The sequence below is a fragment of the Kribbella sp. NPDC000426 genome, assembly GCF_040300265.1.
In the GTDB taxonomy this organism is placed as follows: domain Bacteria; phylum Actinomycetota; class Actinomycetes; order Propionibacteriales; family Kribbellaceae; genus Kribbella.
In genome coordinates, this window is record NZ_JBEPDK010000002.1 from 38,989 (window position 1) to 56,730 (window position 17,742).

Sequence of the window (17,742 nt, forward strand, 5' to 3'; positions counted from 1 at the left end):
GACACCGCGGGTCCGTGCCGGTACGGGACACCGTCCAGCGCAGCCGATGCACGCCGAAGACTCATGTCGAGGGACGTGAGCCTGCCGATGACACGGCGCGGTTACCTGGGCAGTTTCGCCGCGGATGGCGTCCTGACGAGAACCCTCAGGGTCGCCTGTCCGCTGCGGAAGCGTGCGTCAATTGCGAAATGGTCTGACATTACGACCGCGAGCCTCGCGAGGTGACAGCAGTGTCAACAAGCACAGAGTTCCCTGGGCCGGTCAAGTGGCTCGACGATCGCCTCGGCATCGCGAAGATCGGGAAGAAGAACCTGCGGAAGGTCTTCCCCGACCACTGGTCGTTCATGCTGGGCGAGATCGCGCTGTACAGCTTCATCATCTTGATCCTGACCGGCACGTTCCTGACGTTCTGGTTCAAGCCGTCGATGGCCGAGGTCGAGTACCAGGGCTCGTACAGCCTGCTCAAGGGTCTGCACATGTCGGAGGCCTACGCCTCCACGCTGGACATCACCTTCGACGTCCGCGGCGGTCTGCTTGTCCGCCAGATCCACCACTGGGCGGCCGTGCTGTTCATCGCCGCGATGATGGTGCACCTGCTGCGGATGTTCTTCACCGGCGCGTTCCGCAAGCCGCGCGAGCTGAACTGGCTGATCGGCTTCGGGATGCTGTTCCTGGGCATCGTCGAGGGCTTCATCGGCTACGGCCTCCCCGACGACCTGCTGTCCGGTACGGGCCTGCGGATCACCAACGGATTTGTGCTCGCCTCGCCTCTTGTAGGCACCTATCTGAACTTCTTCATCTTCGGCGGTGAGTTCCCCGGCGACGACTTCGTCTCCCGGTTCTTCATCGTCCATGTGCTGCTGATCCCGGGCATCATCCTGGCCCTGGTCACGGTGCACCTGTTCCTGGTCGTGTACCACAAGCACACGCAGTACGCCGGTCCCGGCCGGACCGAGAAGAACGTGGTCGGCTACCCGCTGTTCCCGGTGTACACGGCCAAGGCCGGCGGCTTCTTCTTCGCGGTCTTCGGCGTCACCGCGCTGATGGGCGCACTGATGCAGATCAACCCGGTCTGGCTCTACGGACCGTACAACCCGGCCGAGGTGACCGCCGGTTCGCAGCCGGACTGGTACATGGGCTGGCTGGAAGGCTCGGTGCGAATCTTCCCCGGCTTCGAGTCGACGTTCTGGGGCATCACGATCAGCTGGAACCTGCTCATCCCCGCGCTGATCGTGCCGCCGGCGTTCGTCACGCTGGTCGCGCTGTATCCGTTCATCGAGGGCTGGATCACCGGTGACAAGCGTGAGCACCACCTGCTGGACCGGCCGCGGGACGTGCCGACCCGGACCGGCATCGGCGTCGCGTTCATCACCTTCTACGCCCTGCTGTGGATCGGCGGCGGTAACGACCTGATCGCCACCCACTTCGGCATCTCGCTGAACCACGTGACGTGGTTCCTGCGGTTCGCGGTGATCCTCGGCCCGATCCTGGGCTTCTGGGTCGCGCGCCGCTGGGCGATCTCGCTGCAGCGGGCCGACCAGGACCGGCTGCTGCACGGCCTGGAGACTGGTGTGATCGTGCGCGACGCGAACGGCAAGTACACCGAGAAACACCAGCCGATCTCGACGTACGAGGCGTACGCGCTGACCGCCCGGGCCCGGGTCGTGCCGCACGAGATCGGCCCGGAGACCGACGAGAACGGCGTCCGCGCCCCGCGCCGGGCGCTGCACAAGGCCCGCGCCGCGCTGTCCCGCTTCTACTACGCCGACGCCGTCCAGAAGCCGACCGCTCAGGAGATCGAGGAGGCGCACGAGCACGCGCACGACGCCGACGAGATCCACGAGCTGACCGAGGACACGGAGACCTACCGCGAGGCTAGACATACCGAATGAGGGGACCAGCATCACATGCCCTTCTCGCCTACCCGAGAAACTCGGATCGCGCGTTGCTGAGATGCGGGACGCCGCAGAAGGTCTCTGTCGCGAAGCAGTCGAACGGCTCGACCACACCTCGTGACATGCAAATGCTCGACTGTGTGACTGCAGGTGCAAGGGACAACTCGGCATCGGCATTCGTTCTCCAACTGGCTGCAGACTGCTCAAGGCGCGTCTCGCACGTCTTCACGAGGACGCCTGCTCGTTCACGCTGGAACCGCAGCCCAGCTCATCAGCCGGGTTGACAGCAGGTGTCGACGGACCTGACCGAAGTCGGGTGTCCGTGGGGAGTGGTCCTTGGGCGGTGAGGATTTGTACATGCCGGGCAGATCTGCTCGCCTGGATCGCGCGACGCGCGACTTTCTCGACCTGGTTGGGATCTTGTGGATTCTCGCGCCGAAGCTGAAGGCCAGCCCAGCGTCTTGGACCGCCTTCCGGTTGGCGTCCGACACCGCCCCGGGGTCGGCCAGCGCACGTCGGCGCCGAAGGTCCGATATTCCAGATCGTTGTCGGAAGACGGCCTGGTGAGGTATTTGGTGCTGGCGAGCGGTTCGAATGGATCCGCGATGCCGACGTTGCTGGTCGATAAAGAGGTCCACGGTGGTGCGGAGGAGCCAGCCTCGAAGGCTCCCAGATGGCTGACGACTGGTACGAAGACCTCCTGGGTCAGGTCCTCCGCATGGGGCGATTGTGATTCAGCCGGTAGGCGTGACGACAAATCCCTGGGCGTAGAGCCGTCTCGACATGTCCTAAGCCGGGCTGGTCGTCGATACCGCGACTTTCCTTTCCTGACCAGCCTCCAAGGGTGGTACGGCGGACGGGCGCTGACTGTGTCGGAACGCCCGCCCACCGGTCTTGTGTCACGATGCGCTTGCTCGGCCGGATCGGGGATGGGCCGGCCGTAATCCAAGACCGCTTCAGGAACGTCGATCCTGACCGGTCGCACAGCGGCGTTGCTGCGCAGTTGCTCGCTCGTGAGAGCCATCTCGGCAGTCCTCGGTGCTGGGGTAGCACCTGATTGGTGCTGACCTGAAGTCTGCGCGCTTGAAGGATCCGTCGCGCCCGTACCGAGCACGAGGGCTTGCCACTGGGGCGAGCCAGCGCCTCGCCCCAGGGTTTGCAACTTGGAGGTGAGCCAAAGGTCGTCGTCCACCTTGCGGAAGAAACCCTGGTCTGTTGCAGCGATGTCGCCCCGGGGGCAGCCCCGGTGCTCGGCACGGGTGCGAAAGGTGTCGCCGGTCGCCGACTCTTGCGACCAGGACCCGACTTGAGAAGGGACGGACGACAATGAGTCAGCAAATTCAGGACTACGCTCTAATCGGGGACCTGCGCACGGCTGCTCTGGTTGGCTCCGATGGAGCGATCGACTGGCTGAGCGTGCCGCGCTTCGACTCACCCGCTATCTACGCCGCTCTTCTCGGAGATTCACGGCACGGTCAGTGGACCCTCGCGCCGGCTGCAAGTCTCCGGTCCAGCCAGCGCCGGTACCGTACCGACACCTTGATCCTGGAGACGGATTGGACTACGGCCGAGGGCCTGGTCAGGGTTACCGACCTTATGGTTCCGGGTGCTGCAACCCCCACCGTGGTGCGGGTTGTCGAGGGAATCTCCGGCACTGTCGCGATGCGCACGCGGATCGCACCACGGATGGGGTACGGGCGGCGTACGCCGAGGTTTCGCCGCTCGAAGAAGCAACTGGTTGCGGTCAGCGGCGGTCACGCGCTGAGCCTGAGTACCGATGTCGACCTCTGTGTTGTCGACGCGTCCTGGATGGGGCACTTCGTCGTCGGCCCGGGACAGCGGATCTGTTTCACCTTCAGCTACATGTCTGCAAGCGATGTTCAGCAACCCATTCAGAGCGCGGACACCGCTGTTGAGGCTACCGCGGCATTCTGGACCGAGTGGGTCAATCGAGCCACCTACAGCGGCCCCTGGACGAGCGAGGTCAAGCAGTCCCTGATGATCCTCAAGGCACTCACCTTCGCTCCGACAGGCAGCATCTTGGCTGCTGCCACTACCTCGCTGCCAGAGACGCTCGGCGGCTCCCGCAACTGGGACTACCGGTACTCGTGGTTGCGCGACGCCACCTTCACCTTGCGGGCGTTCCTCGCCACCGGCCACGTCGACGAGGTCGTCGCCTGGCGCGACTGGCTCGTACGTACTGTGCTCGACAACCCCTCGGAACCGCGGATCATGTATGCCATTGACGGCGCCAGCCACCTACCGGAAGAGATCCTCTACTGGCTTCCGGGCCATGCTGGTTCTGCGCCGGTCCGGATAGGCAATGAGGCAGCAAAGCAGCAGCAGAACGACGTCTGGGGCGAGGTGCTTGACATCCTTGCAGAGCTCCGGGACGCGGGTGTGCCGAATCACCCGGATCAGGCCATCCTGGAACAGGCTCTGTTGGTTCAGATCCAGGCGCACTGGCGAGAGCCTGACCACGGACTCTGGGAGGTCCGAGGCCCGCGCCGGCACTTCTTGCACTCCAAGCTACTCACCTGGGTCGGTATCGACCGGGCGATCCGAGGTCACGAGAGCCTCGGGATCGAGGAGCCGCAGCAACTCGCGAGCCTGTCGTGTTTGCGCCATACCGTCGCACGGGAGATCGTCGACCGGGGCTACCACGTCGGGCTGAAGGCGTTCACCCAGTCCTATGGATCCGCCAGGCTCGACGCGTCCATCCTGCTGATGCCGCGGTACGGCTTCCTTCCATGGCACGACGACCGGGTGATCGCAACCGTCGACGCGATCGAGCGTGACCTCACCTGTCACGGTCTCGTGAGGCGCTACCTCGTCGATGACGGCGTGGAGAACGTCGACGGCGTACCTGGAGGTGAGGGGACCTTCCTGGCTACCTCTTTCTGGCTGGCCGATGCGCTGCACGGTATGGGCCGCACCGACGACGCTGCCGCGCTGTTCGAGCGTCTCCTCGGACTTCGCAACGATGTGGGCCTGCTGAGCGAGGAATACGATCCAGTCACCGGTGATCACCTCGGCAACACACCCCAGGCTTTCAGCCACGCAGCCCTGGTCACAACCGCGGTCACCCTGAGCGCCTCGAGCGCCTCTACAAGTGCACGGGATGTGCAGCCAGACCTGCAGCAGAAGACCCCCACAAAGGCCGCCTAGCGACGGCAGGCGAGGTTTGTGACGTTGGGCCTGGTGGCTGGCTAGGGGACTGCACGGAGAAGATTCGCCCCGGCGGAGCCGCGCCGGCTGGCGTGTGAGGTGGCGCGACGCGTGATGTCAGATCTGGCATTGAAAGCTGCTGGACCCGGCCGAGCGGACGCCGACTTGCCGGGCGTTTCCGGTCTGGAGGCGCTGCGTGCGAGTCGGCAGGTGGTGGAGTTGCTGACCGGGGCGCGGTGGCACATGATCCGCTCACGGTCGCGCATGACCTACGGACGCCCCGTACCCCGGTCTACAGCCAGGCGCCCGATTCCCCCCCGCCGGCTCTCCCGCGCCGCCGGCCCTTCGGCGGGTCTCCCACAGTTGGACGCCGCCCACAGATTGACTGCGGCACAGTCGTGAGTGGACGTTCTGGTCGAACCACGGGCATGTTCTGGTCTGCCTGGCAGGTGACCCTGAGACGCGGGGGGCAAGACTAGACGATCCCAGTCAGCGTGCTCCTTGCCGCGGTGCTTGGCATGCCGAGGTCGACCACACTGCGTGCGCCACTGTCTGCGTTGATACGTTCAGCGCTGGCTTGTTTCTCGCGGAGTAGCCGCAGGGTGAGGTCGATGCCCTCGATTTCTCCTAACCAGCCCTCGGCTGATGCTCGGTCTCGGCGTGTTTGGAGGTCTGTTTCGAGTTCGGCCAGTCTCGGCAGCATTGCGGGTTTGATGCGGAGCAATGGGCAGCGGAGGCAGGCGTGCTCGTGTTGGCAGGGGCTGCCGTAGGGACGGTCGCAGTTGCCGAGTTCGACCTTGCGTTTGTCGAAGTGGTCCTCGAACTCTGACCACTCATTGGCGTCAACGGGACCGTACTCGTCGGCCGGGCGCAGTGCGCGACGGCGGGCGAGGAAGTCCTGGTAGTGGCGCACAGTGTCTTCCTCGAACACCGCGACGTAGCCCTGGGTGGTGGCTAGGTCGAGATGCCCGAGGAGTTTGGCGCCGATATGGATCGGCAGGCCGTTGTTGACCAGCTCGGTCGCGAACAATCGCCGGAAGTCGTGCGGTGTGAACCTCACGCTGGCAAACGCGGGTTTCGCCGCGGCGATCTGCTCGCACTGGCGGGTAATCGCCTCCCGTACGCTCTGAAGGCTCATTGCTCCGGCGCTGATCAGGGGCCGTTGGAACAGGAACGGCATCGGTGCGGACCAGACCCGCTCGTGCGGATCCCAGCGCCGTACGACCCGGATCGATCGTCCCGCCGTGGTGTGCCGGCCGATGACTGCCGCGATCACGTGGAACAGCTCCGCCGACATCGGAATCACTCGCTCCCGGTCCGTCTTCGACGGCGCGATCACCAGCAGCCCGATCAGCTCTCCGTTGGGACGCTCGTATTGGCGAATGCTCAGCTGGCTGAGCTCGAGGAGCTCCTCAATCCGAAGTCCGGTGTGCCGCAGAGTCTCGACGCAGGCCCAGGTCCAGAACGCGGCGTCCTCGGCAAGCGTCAGGTTCGTCAGCTCGCCGGGAGACGAAGTCTCCTTCACGCGGACATGGATCTGACCGCGCGCCACCATCTGCCGGTCGTGCTCGGTATCGGTGCGCTGATAGACGCAGCCGGCGTAGGTGAACTCGGCACCGGCGGGTATCTCCCCAGCGACGCCAAGCAACTCACGCAGCCTGGCGTGCTGCCGTTCGACGTGCTCAACGAGGGTGGGAAGCCACGGCTGACGCTGTCTGATGCGATCAGCGACCCGCTCCGTCACCCGTCGCTGACCAGCGCGGCTGCTGCGGCCCGTGCCGGGCGGGACCGGGCACGGCGCCGCCCACTGCGCCCACCGTTCCGGTTCCTCGACCGCCCAGCTCTGCAGATCCAGGTAAAAGCTGCGGACGGTCGCCACGATCGATTCCGGCCGGAGCCGGGCGCGTCCGTCGGAGCGGATCCTCAGCCCGGCAGCCCACTGCTCGTAGGTGCTGCTCGGCAGCCGCAGGTCCTTCTGGCTCGCGTCGATCAGCTCGATCTGCTTCCAGAACTGGCCGACCAAACGCAGCGACAGCGCGGCCCACGTGCTGTAGTCGCACTCCGGCCGCCGACGCTCCAGATACTCGATCAACACCTCGCGGATGTCGGCATTGCTGACATCGTGGCGGTCGACCAGCTCGGCCGCCGACCGCTGTCCACCGTTCAGGCAGACCTTGAGAGAGTGCGGGGCGCCCGGTCCGAAGTGACCCATGCGGTGCAGCACATCCCAGGCCGCTGCGCCGGCAAGCCGGTTCGCGTTGCCGACCGCTCTCGGGGTCACGCCGAGCCGTCCGGACTCGAATGCGTAATGCAGCAACGCCTCCGGTGTCAGGTCCCGCAGACCGATGCCCTGGCTCAGCAAGGCGTAGGTGACATCGAGAACCGCGGCTGTCCGGACCGTTGCACTGCGCCCAGAGCTGGCCACTTCCTCGAAGAACTGGTCAAGCAGCTCGTCGCCCTCCACCAGTCTGAATGTCTCCGCCAGACGCAGGATCCGGTTCGATCGCAGCGCTGCGAGCGTGGGTCGGAAGGCCCGGACACACAGCAGCGCGCGCAGCCCAGCGGTCATCACCTCCCGGCGACCGGCCCGACCGGTCGGTGGCCCGGCGACGTCGCCGACCCGTCGTCCGGCTGCGTTGAGCCCGCTGGCTTCCCACCGTCCCTGCCAGGTCTGGCCGGGGAACCCGGCAAGATGACTTAGCACCGCCCTGGCGCCGCGCCTCGGCGGCCCGGCCGCCCTGCCGTCGCCCCACGCACGGGTCACCGCGTCGGTCACCTCCTCGATTGACGCGGCTGACAGATCACCGAACCGACCGGGTCTCACCGAAGGATGAGCGGCCGGCGCCGGCAGGAGCCCAGATCGCACGATCCGGGGATCCAGTTCCCGGACAACCTTCTGATCGGCTGACGCCGCCCTCAGGTGACCGACGGCCAGCGTGGCCTCGCCTCCGGCGCGACCGTCCGCCCTAGCCACCGAACACGACCTTCACGTCGTCGGGGTCGTAGCCGGCGGGCAAACGGCGCGATGGCCGCGGCCTGATGTAGTGCTCCTGCAGCTTGTCGAACAGGTCCTCGACCCGGACCGCGGTGTAGATCCCGGTGGTGTTGATATCGGCATGGCGCAAGATCGCGCGCACCTCAGTCAGCGTCATGCCCGGGTCGTTCGCCAGCCTTGTCGCGGCCGTGTGTCGCAGATCGTGCAGCGTCCAGTCCGTCCCCAGGCGCTCATTCGCCCGTTGCATGGTGCGCCGCATCGCCCAATACGACAGTTGCCGTGGCTCACCCCGCCGGGTCCGCCATAACGGCTCTCCCTCGCCCGGCACCCCGGCCTCAGCCAGGTAGAGCGCCAGGTGCCGCAGGCTCTCCGGCGAGACAGGCACCGCCTGCCTCAGCCTGGTGCCCTTCGACACCACATGGATGAGCTGCCGACCCCAATCGACATCGGCCAATCCGATCCCGAGCAGCTCCGACGCACGAGCGCCGCTGGACACATACATCGACAGCAGCGCGCGATCTCGATCGCACCCCATCGCCGCGAACAACGCTTCCCACAGCCGATCTGACATTGCCCGTGGCAACTGCTCCGGCACCCGCTGACGCAGCCGAGACCGCCGCACCGCGGGCAACTGCTCAAGCGGACTGCGGTGAGACAGAGCCGCGCGCTGCTCACGCGACACAGGCACCGGATTCTGCACAGGGCCCGCGCAGTGGTGGGCATGGAACTCGTAAAACCGATAGACCACAGTCAGCGCGTGGTTGATGGTCCGCGGCGCATAACCCGCCACCAGCGCTCGCTTACCAGTCCTCGGATTCACCATCCCCGCCGCCGCCAACCCTACCCGCCGCATTCGCTGCGGATTCCGCGCCGACCTCATCCAGCCGACCAGCACCGCAACCTCCGACGAGGTCGCCCGATCCCAATCCACCCCCAGAACCCACAACAGCCGGAACCAACGCAGCAGATCGAACCCGTAGCTGCGGCACGTCAACGGACTCACATCACCAAGCGCCAGATCCCGCAGATACTGAACCGCCGCCGCAACCTCGACGCCGCCGGCATCAACCACGACGAACGGAGGAAACCGTCCCTCGACCGCGAGGACCTCGCCAACCCGCGGCACATCGATCCGGCCGTTCAGCAAATCTTCTCGAAGCTCGTCCACGAACCAAGACCTCCTCGTCACCAGGCGACCCGCCAGAGGATAGAGACTTGGTGCAGTCAACTCGGATGATCAACGCGCGCGCGGAGACCGTGCACGAGAAGCCCGCGTACCGGAGCGCGTTCAGATCGCGGCGGGCGCTCATCCCGGTCGACGCCTTCTACGAATGGCTCGAAACCGACCAGGTGGGTACGGCGGGCAAGAAGCTGAAGCAGCCGTTCGTGCTGCGGCCCGCAGACGGACTGACGCTGTCGTTGGCCGGCCTGTACGAGGTCTGGTACGACAAGTCGCTGCCCGACGACGACCCGAACCGGATCGTGCCGACGTACACCATCATCACCACCACCGCGACCGACAGCGTCGGCCGGATCCACGACCGGATGCCGATGGCAATCACCCCGGATCGCTGGGACGAGTGGCTGGATCCACGCAACCACGACGTCGACCAGCTCCGGAGCCTGTTGGCACCGCCGGCCGACGGCAGCCTCGACATGTACGCCGTGTCGAAGGCCGTCAACAGCGTGAAGAACAACGGCCCCGAGCTACTCGAACCTCTTCCAGCTCAGACCTGACCGGCGGTTCCGGCCGGGGCCGCGCGGCGATGGGCCCGCAGCAGCGATCGCCCAAAACTGTCGGGGGGAGCCGCTACTGTCGAAGCTGCGTGTGCGCGGCGCCCCCCGGCATCCGTTCTCGGAGAATCTTCATGAAGGAGACCGGAGTGAACGACACGATCAAGATGGTCGACGGTGGCGACGACCGGAACAAGTTCGGTCAGCGGCCGCTGTCACTTGGTGGTCCGCTGAAGGGCACGGAGGAGAAGGGGCAGCAGATCCTCCCCACGACTGGGAACCCGCCCAAGGCTGGTCAGAACACCAGCCATCTCATTGTCCCGGAGGTGCCGCTTCCGCCTCAGCCTCCGGCTGAGGACGACTGACGGCCGGTGGCCGCGTGGCGTTGATGTCCTGGTCGTGCCGCAGCTTCGCCACAAACATGGCGGAGATCTGACGGGCTGAAATAGCCACGTTCGAGACCGGGTAGTTGTGGAGGTCCTTCCCCTTTGGCCCACGCCACTTGATCGGCGGGCCGAGGATCAGTTCCCGGTCGGATGTGTCCGCACCGATGGTGCTGTAGGACATCAGCGAGCCGCTGACCCACGCCCCGTCGATTAGTCGGATCTCCACCAACATCTCGAACGCGTTGGCGTCGCGGAACAGCGCGGCCCACGCCGACATCGTCGACGGGTGCACGAAGGTGATCCTTCGCCAGGTCCAGCGCAACGCGACAAAGACCGGCCGGTGGTTCTTGATCCGGATCTGCTTGAGCCAGCCGGCGACGCGGTGCCCCCAGCGGGGCACCCTCGCACCGCGGAACAGCGTGACCATGTAGGCCACGGCGATCGCTGCGGCGAGCAGCCCGATCGCCCACCACAGCAGGGTGGCCGGATGGCAGTGCCAGTACGTGCGCGGTTGCCGGACGAGCCGGCCAAAGTCGATGTGCCGTGACCACAGCCACGACGTGGCGATGAGTACGGCCGCCTCGCTGGCGACGCTGACGGCCACCACTGCACCTGTCTCGCGGAGCACGGACGCGGTCCGTTCGGTTCCGCGGCGTTCCTTGCCGACCTGATAGGCGAAGCCCGGCAGCAGGAGGACGACGAACAGCAAGAGCCCGGTCAGTGTGGTGGGCATCGGGCCTCTCCTGTCAGTCGTTCAGCGACGGATCATTCTGACCCATCGGATCGGCCCGCAGGCGTACGCCCTGGCCCTACAAAGCGCCGTCGTGTTTATGGGTGCGGCCGCAGATCCAGTGCTCGCCGCGGCGAGCCCACCCGCGTGCGGCGAGCCACAGCGTGACGGCGTCGGAGACGTGCTCGCCGGCGGCGAGGCCGCCACCAAGCATCACCGTCGAAATGCACAGCCCACACATGATGATGCGGGCCTGGTGCGGCTGGCACTGCGAGCAGTGCCAGCGCTCGATGACCGCTGTGGCCGGCTGTGCTGGATCCGGCAGGAGCCACACGTTTGCAAGGTCGTCGCGGTGCAGCTGCAGTTCGTGTTCGCTCGAGGGGCGGTACTCGCACGTCGGGCAGGCTGAGCCACCTGGGGATCTGGGCATCGGCAACGGCTCCTCCGCCAGACCGCCGGCGGCCGCGGTCGCCGGGAGCTCAAGCGGAGCTGGTGCGCCGGGTACGGCGGGGGAGCGGAGCTCTGGGACGTACTTGTAGATGGTGGCGCGGCTGACGCCGAGCAGCCGGGCGATCGAGGACACGGTGTTGTCGGGGTTGCCGAGCAACGCCTTTGCGTGCTCGATCTGTTCCTCGTTCATCGCCGGTGGTCGGCCGAGGCGGGTGCCGCGGGCCTTGGCGGCGTCGAGGCCTTCGCGGGTGCCCTGGACGATCATCTCGCGGATGAACTCGCCGAGTGCGGCGAAGACGTGGAAGATCATCCGCCCGCCGGGGGTGGTGGTGTCGAGGGCCTCGTGCAACGACTTGAACCCGATCTCGCGCTGGCGCAGCCCGCTGACGATCTGGATCAGGTCCTGGAAGTTTCGGCCGAGCCGCCACAGCTCGGTGACCGTGACGACGTCGTTGGGGCGGGCGAATGCCAGGCAGTCCTGCAGTTCGGGCCGGTCGGCGTTCTTGCCGCTGAGCTTCTCTTGCCAGATCCGGCTGCAGCCGGCCGCGGTGAGGGCGTCGAGCTGGCGGTGCAGGTTCTGCTCCCTGGTTGACACCCGCGCGTAGCCGAGGAGCATGCCGCCGCCGATGACGCCGAGCGGGTCGGGATCGAGCGACAGGGAGGGTCGGCCTTCGAGATCGGTGGTTGTCACGCCTCGACTGTATGGAAAAGGGCATTGGGGGAGTTGTTAGACACTCCGAGTTTGCAACACGTTTTTCGACAGTCGAGGCGCGGCGTGTCGAGGTCCAGCTGCCTTGGAGGGCGGGGGTGTTGAGAATCGATCGTTTCTCAACACCGGCAACCAACGCGCGATCGACTAAATGAGAAGGCGGTGTCGAGTCTCAGCAGAAACTTCTTGACGTTCGTGGCCAGAAACGCCACTTAACTTGAAGAAGCCCTTCTGTCTACGGCGAGGCGACGATGAATGGAACCTGGACGATGGTCGTTGCGGTTGGGCCGTCATGCATCGGTCTCGCTGCCCTACTCATCAGACTGCGGTGGCAGGCTCTGCGTGACCAGCGTCGCCAGCTAACGCTGCGAGCGGTCGTCGCAGAGTCTAAGGGCGGACTGATCGAGATCGATGACGTCAGGGATGACGGCAGCCAACTGCGGGTGCGCATCACACCAGTTCCAGATCGGCGAACACCTATGCCAGAGTTGCCAACCACGACTCGCCAGCCAGGGGGAGAGTGATGAGCGACTCGGACACGCCTGAGGTTACTGAGCCGGCCGTGGCGCAACGAGGGAAAGCGCCTTCACCAGGTGTGACCTTCACCGACGCCGAGCGAGATAGGCAGTTTGAGGAGTTCTACCGGCAGAGATCAAACCTTTGATTGCATTTCTGTTCTGCCAAGGGGCAGGTCTTGCCGATGCGGCCGAGGTGGCGCAGGACACCATGACCGAGCTATACCGCGAGTGGTGGAAAATCGAGAACCCACGCGCGTGGACCCGCCGGGTTGGTCCTCGAATCTGGGTCCGGCATCGTCTGCGGCGCCGTGAGGACTTGGTCGCCGAGACCCCAGAACCTAGCCCGATCCTGCGCAACGCAGACATCGAGCATTGGGAGCACCTTCACGACATAGTGCGGGGACTGGATCAATTACCAGCGAGACAGCGGCAGGTTCTCACCTGGTCTCTGTTTGACCACACCCCCCAACGAGATCGCCGCCGAACTGCAAATGAAGCCAGGCGCGGTCCGACAGAACTTGTCCATGGCGCGACGAGCATTGAGCGCCTGGCTGAAGGGGGGCAACCGGTGAACGATCTTACGTCTGGGCCCGATGTCGACAAATGGCTAGCCGACGCCATGAAGCGCCTCCACGATGAACTTGATCTGGCCGTAGACATCGATGCTGGGCTCGCCGATGCCCGGCGTCCACGCCTACAGCACGAGATTATCCGAGCGCTTGATGGGATCATTGATCCCGACGCCGGGTTGACGCAGATTATGCCTCATGCATCCCGACAAGTGGAATCCGGTGCACCGATAAAGAAGCCTAAGCCCGCGGCAAGCCTGTTGGTGCGCGTTGTACGCGAGCTGCGTGAGTGGCGATTCCGGTTCGTTCGGTTGCGCGGCGCGGATTCAGGTTTGCATCAGCTTGGCAGTGAATTGAGCGAAAGGCCGAAGATTGATCGGCTAGTCTTTCGCAATTATGACGATCTGCTGGATTCGATGGTGACAACTGGGGTCCTGCTACGGCTGGGGGTAACTACGATCGAGCTCGCAGCTCGCATCCATTCAAGCTCGATTCGGCTCCGAACTGTGGGCGACCTGCGAATATACCGCTTCGATGCGGATGCCATCTCGAGGGAAGTAGAAGCGCTTCTAGAACTTCTTCCTGGAGAACCAGGCATGTTGCAGATTCAGGCACAAATCACACACATTGCCTGGCAAGCTAAGACCTCTCCTTTGTCGGGCAGCAAGGAAGCCGCTGGTCATGCGGCGTACGCGGCAGAACGCTCGGTTCAGGCTGTATCTGACCGCTACTTTTGGCTAGCGCTAAAGAATCTTTCGAAGTTGGTCGTGGCGCCCGCACCCAGATCTTTCTCGCGAGCTGTCGAGGCCGACCGAAAGAAGCTAGATTCAATTGTTCTTAGCCTACGCGACCACAGTATCGGCAAATGGATACGACCCACTCTGCCACAAGAATTGCAAAACTTTGCTAGACTATTCGACGCCTCAGCTGCTCGTATTGTGGACCTGGCAAGTGACATGACCGGCGCCGATCTGACGCAGGCTGATCTAAGCACTACAAATCTAACGGGAGTTATTTGGTCATCAACGACAAACTGGCCACTCGGCTGGCAAAACTGGATCGAGGAGCACTCTGCAGAAATTACGCCCAACCTGTTCAAGATTCAGGGCGGCAATAGGACCGCAGACCTCGACCGAGCGTCAACATGATGGGCCGCTGCGTGTCCATCACGGTCGCTATCCGCCCGGTCGGCGTCGCTGGCCTTGGCTGGCCGGCTTCGCCGCGGGGCCGCTGTTGAGCTGGCTCCAGCTCCGGGGCTGCGAGGCATGGCCCACGAGCGTCTTCGACGCGATCTCCGACCTGTATGCGCGGGGTGAGCCGGCCGACGCGATCACGGTCGTGGCGGAGCTGACCAAGCGCGGCGACATGGCCCGGATCGGCGGCGCGCCGTACGTGCACGCCCTGGTCGCCTCCGTCCCGCTCGCGGCGAATGCCAGCTACTACTCGCACATCGTCCGCGAGAAGGCGATCCTGCGCCGGCTGGTCGAGGCGGGAACGGAGATCGTCTAGCTCGGGTACGCTGGTGTTCCGGTAGTCGCCACGAAGGATCAGCGCCAAGTGCGCCGCTAAGCGGCCCGATTGCCCCTGAGCCAGCGCGGCATCAGCTCTAGACTCAAAGTAGTCCGTCGCGTTGGGCGACGACTCCGCATCCCTGCTGTTGGCGCCGACGGCCTCCAGGCGGGGTGAAGGTGCCCATCGGGCGCGGGAAGGACACCGAGATCACTCGCTCGCACTGCTCGCGAGCTCGCCCTACCCACTGAAGTCCTCGCATCGTCGGTGGCGGGTTTCAGTTCCACCAGTGAAAGCTGGTCGAGCTGAGGCGCGTCTGCTGAAACCCTCTCGACCAGCCCATCGCGAGAGAGGCACGAGGAATGGGACCGTTCTCCGTCCGCACCATCGTCTTGATGATCGTGGCCACCCTGGCCGGAGCCACGATCGGAGTACTCACCTATCTGGCCGGCCAGCCGGCCGCCGGCGCCATCGCGGCCGGGTTGCTCTCCGCTGGCGCGGCCCTGGGCGCAGCTCACCGATTGGTGAAAGAGGACTGAGCCAGGGATCTCTTCGCCCGCTGTCCCGTCGTACGCCCGGCCCAACATGATTGTAGGCCGCGCGTACGACGGCTCGGTGTCCAGTACGGCGGCGAGTGCCTGGGCGAGCTCGGTCCGGTGAGGGTCGCCATGGGCGAGCCGTGCCGAGCAGCCTGCAGCTACTCCAGTTCGGTGCGGTGGCCCCCATCTCGACGGCGAACCGCCGAAGCACCGCGCGGCTGGGCAGCCGCCGGCCCTGGAACCAGTCGTTGATCGTGGTCCGGCCGATCCCGGTCAGGTCCTGCAGCTCCCGAAGGGTGCGGCCGCCGTTCCGCCGGCTCCGTCAGACAGGCGCGCGCCACCTCCCAGCTCGGCAGCTGCTCGCCGCCGGCAGCGCGCCAGGTGCGCGTGCGAGAAATGCGTCTCTTCGGCCATTGCCCGGTAGTTCATACCGGCCTTGCTGCGGACACGCCGAAGCTGGATCGCGAAATCCGCCACCGGGCCGTCAGCCGGGTCGAGCTGCCGCTCCTTGCGGGGCATCCGTTACTCCCGAGGCAGGAGTAACGGCGTCGTTGACCAGCACCGACCCCGCCTTGATCGCAGCCCCGATCGCGAGGGAGACGAACAGGCCCCCACCGACGGTCGGGCTGATCTTCAGGGCTGCCAGGGCGAACCCGCGCACCACGACGAAGATCACGGTCAGCTGACACCGGTCCGCTGATCATCATCACGATCCTGGTCGTCGTCGCGGTGCGTACGCCGGAACAGGTCGACCAGCTTCCCGATGATCCCTTCGAGCGTCCGACCGAGCTGCTGAAGCACCCGGAAACCATCCGCGCGCTGATCACTAGCTTTCAGCACCACCGACAGGATCGCCACCACGCACAGCGCGAGGGTGATCAGGACCGCGACGACCACCAGGCCGACCACAGCCATGAGTACCGGGCTAGGCCCGCTTCCGGCCTCGACCCCGAGTGGGGGTCGGAGCGTATCGTTCATGGGGAACCTCTTCCTGGCTACGACGGGATTGGGTTGCGACGGCCCCCCGCCCTAATCGGGGGGCCGTCCCTGTCATGTACGGCTTTCGTACTGATCGTCACTCCAGACCGCCATCCACCAAAGCCCGGCGGTTCGAACCGCTACTGTCGCGTCGACAACAAGATCGTCTCCCCCGCCGTCCAGGCACACCCGTTTTGCGATTCGGATCCTGATCCCTCGAAACCCCTTTTAAACAAGGGGCTTTCTTCCACCGACCTCCAAAAAACTGCGCCAAAATGTGCCGATGAATCCGGACTGCGGTCTCGTCGTACGCTCCGGAGAAGGCCCCCATCGCTTCGGGCAGATGAGACCCAAGTGTGACCCAGGTAACAATGAGGTCGTCGCAATGCGAACGCGCTCAGCGTCAGTCGACCTGCAGCGCTCAAACCGGAGGCCCTGTCGAGCGGCCCGTGCCGGGTTCGAGGCGGAGTGCTTCCCAGGCGCGCCACAGGGCCGAGGGGACGCAGACGGCTTCGCCGTGTTTCCACCATTCGCTGCACCAGGCGGTCGACGCGGTGATGGGCCGCCGGTACGCCTTGATCAGGAACCGGTCGACCAACTCGGGCAGGGTCTGGAAGTACGTCTGAGACTCGGCCTCTTCGGCGGACGAGGCGTCGAGCGCGTCACCGCTGGCCGCGGCTTCCGCCTCGGGTTCGTCGACGTCGCACGGGCGGTCGATCCAGGGGATGGCCCGGACCAGGGTCGCACGCGACCCGGACGACAACACGATCGCGCGGCCGGCGGGCAGCGCGGCGAGGTCGGCGACGTCGGGGATCTGTTCGCGGTGCAGGGACAGGTTGACCGAGTGGCCATTATTGCTGGTCGACGTCGACCCGCGCAGCAGTTCGCGGTCGCCGATGATCTTGGTGAGCCGCTCGAGGAAGGCGACGTCATCGACGCCGCCACCATAGATGCGGGGGTTGGCGGCGGACCGGAGTTTCTCCATGCCGCGCTCGCCCCAGCAGGCCACGCCTTGGGCCCAGACTGCAAGATCGTGACCAGCACGATCCCGCGGGATCCGTAGTGGCTGTACAGGTCGGGGAGGTCGTTCCAGCAGCAGACGTTCGCCGCTTCGTCGAGGGCGCCGAGCATCGGCACGGGAAGCCGGCCGCCGGGCGAGGTGACGGCGTAGCCCTCGGCGGCCTTGACGAAGCCGCGGTGAGGGCGGTGACCAGCGGCCCGGCGTTGGCGGCGCCTTCGCGACAGGCTGTAGACGGTGCCGGCGCGGCGGACGAACTGGTGCGGGGTGAACTCCGGACGCGGGACCGGGCCGGGTTTGATCCAGGCCGCGACGCGGTTGGCCATCTGCTGCGCGGTGCCGAACACGCCGCCGTGCTGCCGCTCCGGTGCACTACGGATCGCTTCGAGTGCCTTGGCCAGGGTGATGTCGGCGGAATCCCGCAGCACTTCGGGCTCGGTGGAGTTCACGTTGGTGAGCCACGAGTAGACGCGCTGCTGATCGGCTGCCGGGGGCTGCAGCGAGCAGCAGGCAGGTGAGCAGCAGCATGCCGGCGGAGTCGAAG

Annotated in this window: 15 protein-coding genes and 3 pseudogenes; 8 read left to right on the forward strand and 10 right to left on the reverse strand. The window is 65.6% G+C overall.

Annotated elements, in window-relative coordinates:
* Nucleotides 1-230: 230 nt before the first annotated feature.
* From qcrB to ABT313_RS08030, 3 genes and pseudogenes are all read left to right on the forward strand, one after another.
* A complete protein-coding gene (gene qcrB, locus ABT313_RS08020; RefSeq protein WP_502883948.1) occupies nt 231-1,892 on the forward strand; it encodes a cytochrome bc1 complex cytochrome b subunit in 1,662 nt (553 codons plus the stop codon).
* A 1,329-nt stretch (nt 1,893-3,221) separates the two neighbouring features.
* Nucleotides 3,222-3,638 (forward strand): annotated as a pseudogene (locus ABT313_RS08025) (trehalase-like domain-containing protein); the annotation flags it as partial.
* Between the two features lie 66 nt (nt 3,639-3,704).
* Entirely contained in the window at nt 3,705-5,063 is a 1,359-nt protein-coding gene (locus ABT313_RS08030) for a glycoside hydrolase family 15 protein (protein WP_350852072.1), read from the forward strand.
* Nucleotides 5,064-5,538: 475 nt separating this feature from the next.
* On the opposite strand, the gene ABT313_RS08035 is transcribed toward ABT313_RS08030, so the two are convergent.
* Nucleotides 5,539-7,839, reverse strand: a complete 2,301-nt coding sequence (locus tag ABT313_RS08035; RefSeq protein WP_350849992.1) for a tyrosine-type recombinase/integrase — start codon at nt 7,837-7,839, stop codon at nt 5,539-5,541.
* A gap of 190 nt (nt 7,840-8,029) precedes the next feature.
* Nucleotides 8,030-9,226 (reverse strand): tyrosine-type recombinase/integrase, encoded by a 1,197-nt coding sequence (locus tag ABT313_RS08040; protein ID WP_350849994.1) that lies wholly within the window; start codon nt 9,224-9,226, stop codon nt 8,030-8,032.
* Between the two features lie 50 nt (nt 9,227-9,276).
* Between ABT313_RS08040 and ABT313_RS08045 the strand changes: the two genes are divergently transcribed.
* Entirely contained in the window at nt 9,277-9,795 is a 519-nt protein-coding gene (locus tag ABT313_RS08045; protein WP_350852075.1) for an SOS response-associated peptidase, read from the forward strand.
* 309 nt (nt 9,796-10,104) lie between these two features.
* Here the strand turns inward: ABT313_RS08045 and ABT313_RS08050 are convergent, their stop codons facing one another.
* Nucleotides 10,105-10,911, reverse strand: a complete 807-nt coding sequence (locus ABT313_RS08050; RefSeq protein ID WP_350849996.1) for a DUF6338 family protein — start codon at nt 10,909-10,911, stop codon at nt 10,105-10,107.
* 76 nt (nt 10,912-10,987) lie between these two features.
* Nucleotides 10,988-12,049, reverse strand: coding sequence for a recombinase family protein (locus tag ABT313_RS08055; RefSeq protein ID WP_350849998.1), 1,062 nt, complete (start codon nt 12,047-12,049; stop codon nt 10,988-10,990).
* 678 nt (nt 12,050-12,727) lie between these two features.
* On the opposite strand from ABT313_RS08055, the gene ABT313_RS08060 reads away from it, so the two are divergent.
* From ABT313_RS08060 to ABT313_RS08070, 3 genes are all read left to right on the forward strand, one after another.
* Nucleotides 12,728-14,302 carry an RNA polymerase sigma factor gene (locus ABT313_RS08060; protein WP_350850000.1) on the forward strand — a complete coding sequence of 525 codons (1,575 nt, stop codon included), beginning with the start codon at nt 12,728-12,730 and terminating at the stop codon, nt 14,300-14,302.
* Between the two features lie 85 nt (nt 14,303-14,387).
* On the forward strand, nt 14,388-14,663 hold the full coding sequence (locus ABT313_RS08065; protein ID WP_350850001.1) for a DnaB-like helicase N-terminal domain-containing protein: 276 nt from the start codon (nt 14,388-14,390) through the stop codon (nt 14,661-14,663).
* Between the two features lie 395 nt (nt 14,664-15,058).
* Nucleotides 15,059-15,202, forward strand: coding sequence for a hypothetical protein (locus tag ABT313_RS08070; RefSeq protein ID WP_350850003.1), 144 nt, complete (start codon nt 15,059-15,061; stop codon nt 15,200-15,202).
* A gap of 241 nt (nt 15,203-15,443) precedes the next feature.
* Here the strand turns inward: ABT313_RS08070 and ABT313_RS08075 are convergent.
* The 6 genes and pseudogenes from ABT313_RS08075 to ABT313_RS08100 form a co-directional block, all read right to left on the reverse strand.
* A pseudogene (locus ABT313_RS08075) lies at nt 15,444-15,488 on the reverse strand (hypothetical protein); the annotation flags it as partial.
* Complete coding sequence (locus ABT313_RS08080) at nt 15,476-15,721, reverse strand: hypothetical protein (RefSeq protein WP_350850005.1); 246 nt, start codon at nt 15,719-15,721, stop codon at nt 15,476-15,478. The gene ABT313_RS08080 and the pseudogene ABT313_RS08075, both read right to left, overlap by 13 nt.
* Entirely contained in the window at nt 15,687-15,878 is a 192-nt protein-coding gene (locus tag ABT313_RS08085) for a hypothetical protein (protein WP_350850006.1), read from the reverse strand. The genes ABT313_RS08080 and ABT313_RS08085 overlap by 35 nt, the downstream gene beginning before the upstream one ends.
* 2 nt (nt 15,879-15,880) lie before the next feature.
* On the reverse strand, nt 15,881-16,117 hold the full coding sequence (locus ABT313_RS08090) for a hypothetical protein (RefSeq protein WP_350850008.1): 237 nt from the start codon (nt 16,115-16,117) through the stop codon (nt 15,881-15,883).
* Between the two features lie 484 nt (nt 16,118-16,601).
* Complete coding sequence (locus ABT313_RS08095) at nt 16,602-16,946, reverse strand: DUF4913 domain-containing protein (RefSeq protein ID WP_350852078.1); 345 nt, start codon at nt 16,944-16,946, stop codon at nt 16,602-16,604.
* A gap of 78 nt (nt 16,947-17,024) precedes the next feature.
* Nucleotides 17,025-17,311: pseudogene (locus ABT313_RS08100) on the reverse strand (TraG/TraD/VirD4 family protein); the annotation flags it as partial.
* On the opposite strand from ABT313_RS08100, the gene ABT313_RS08105 reads away from it, so the two are divergent.
* Complete coding sequence (locus ABT313_RS08105; protein WP_350852143.1) at nt 17,243-17,716, forward strand: hypothetical protein; 474 nt, start codon at nt 17,243-17,245, stop codon at nt 17,714-17,716. The pseudogene ABT313_RS08100 and the gene ABT313_RS08105 sit on opposite strands and share 69 nt — an antisense overlap.
* Nucleotides 17,717-17,742 lie beyond the last annotated feature (26 nt).

Coding starts and splice junctions, on each gene's coding strand:
- ABT313_RS08030 (WP_350852072.1), top strand. CDS start 3,705: ATGGGGCACTTCGTCGTCGGCCCGGGACAGCGGATCTGTTTCACCTTC.
- ABT313_RS08050 (WP_350849996.1), bottom strand. CDS start 10,911: ATGCCCACCACACTGACCGGGCTCTTGCTGTTCGTCGTCCTCCTGCTG.
- ABT313_RS08070 (WP_350850003.1), top strand. CDS start 15,059: ATGATCGTGGCCACCCTGGCCGGAGCCACGATCGGAGTACTCACCTAT.
- ABT313_RS08080 (WP_350850005.1), bottom strand. CDS start 15,721: ATGCCCCGCAAGGAGCGGCAGCTCGACCCGGCTGACGGCCCGGTGGCG.
- ABT313_RS08090 (WP_350850008.1), bottom strand. CDS start 16,117: ATGGCTGTGGTCGGCCTGGTGGTCGTCGCGGTCCTGATCACCCTCGCG.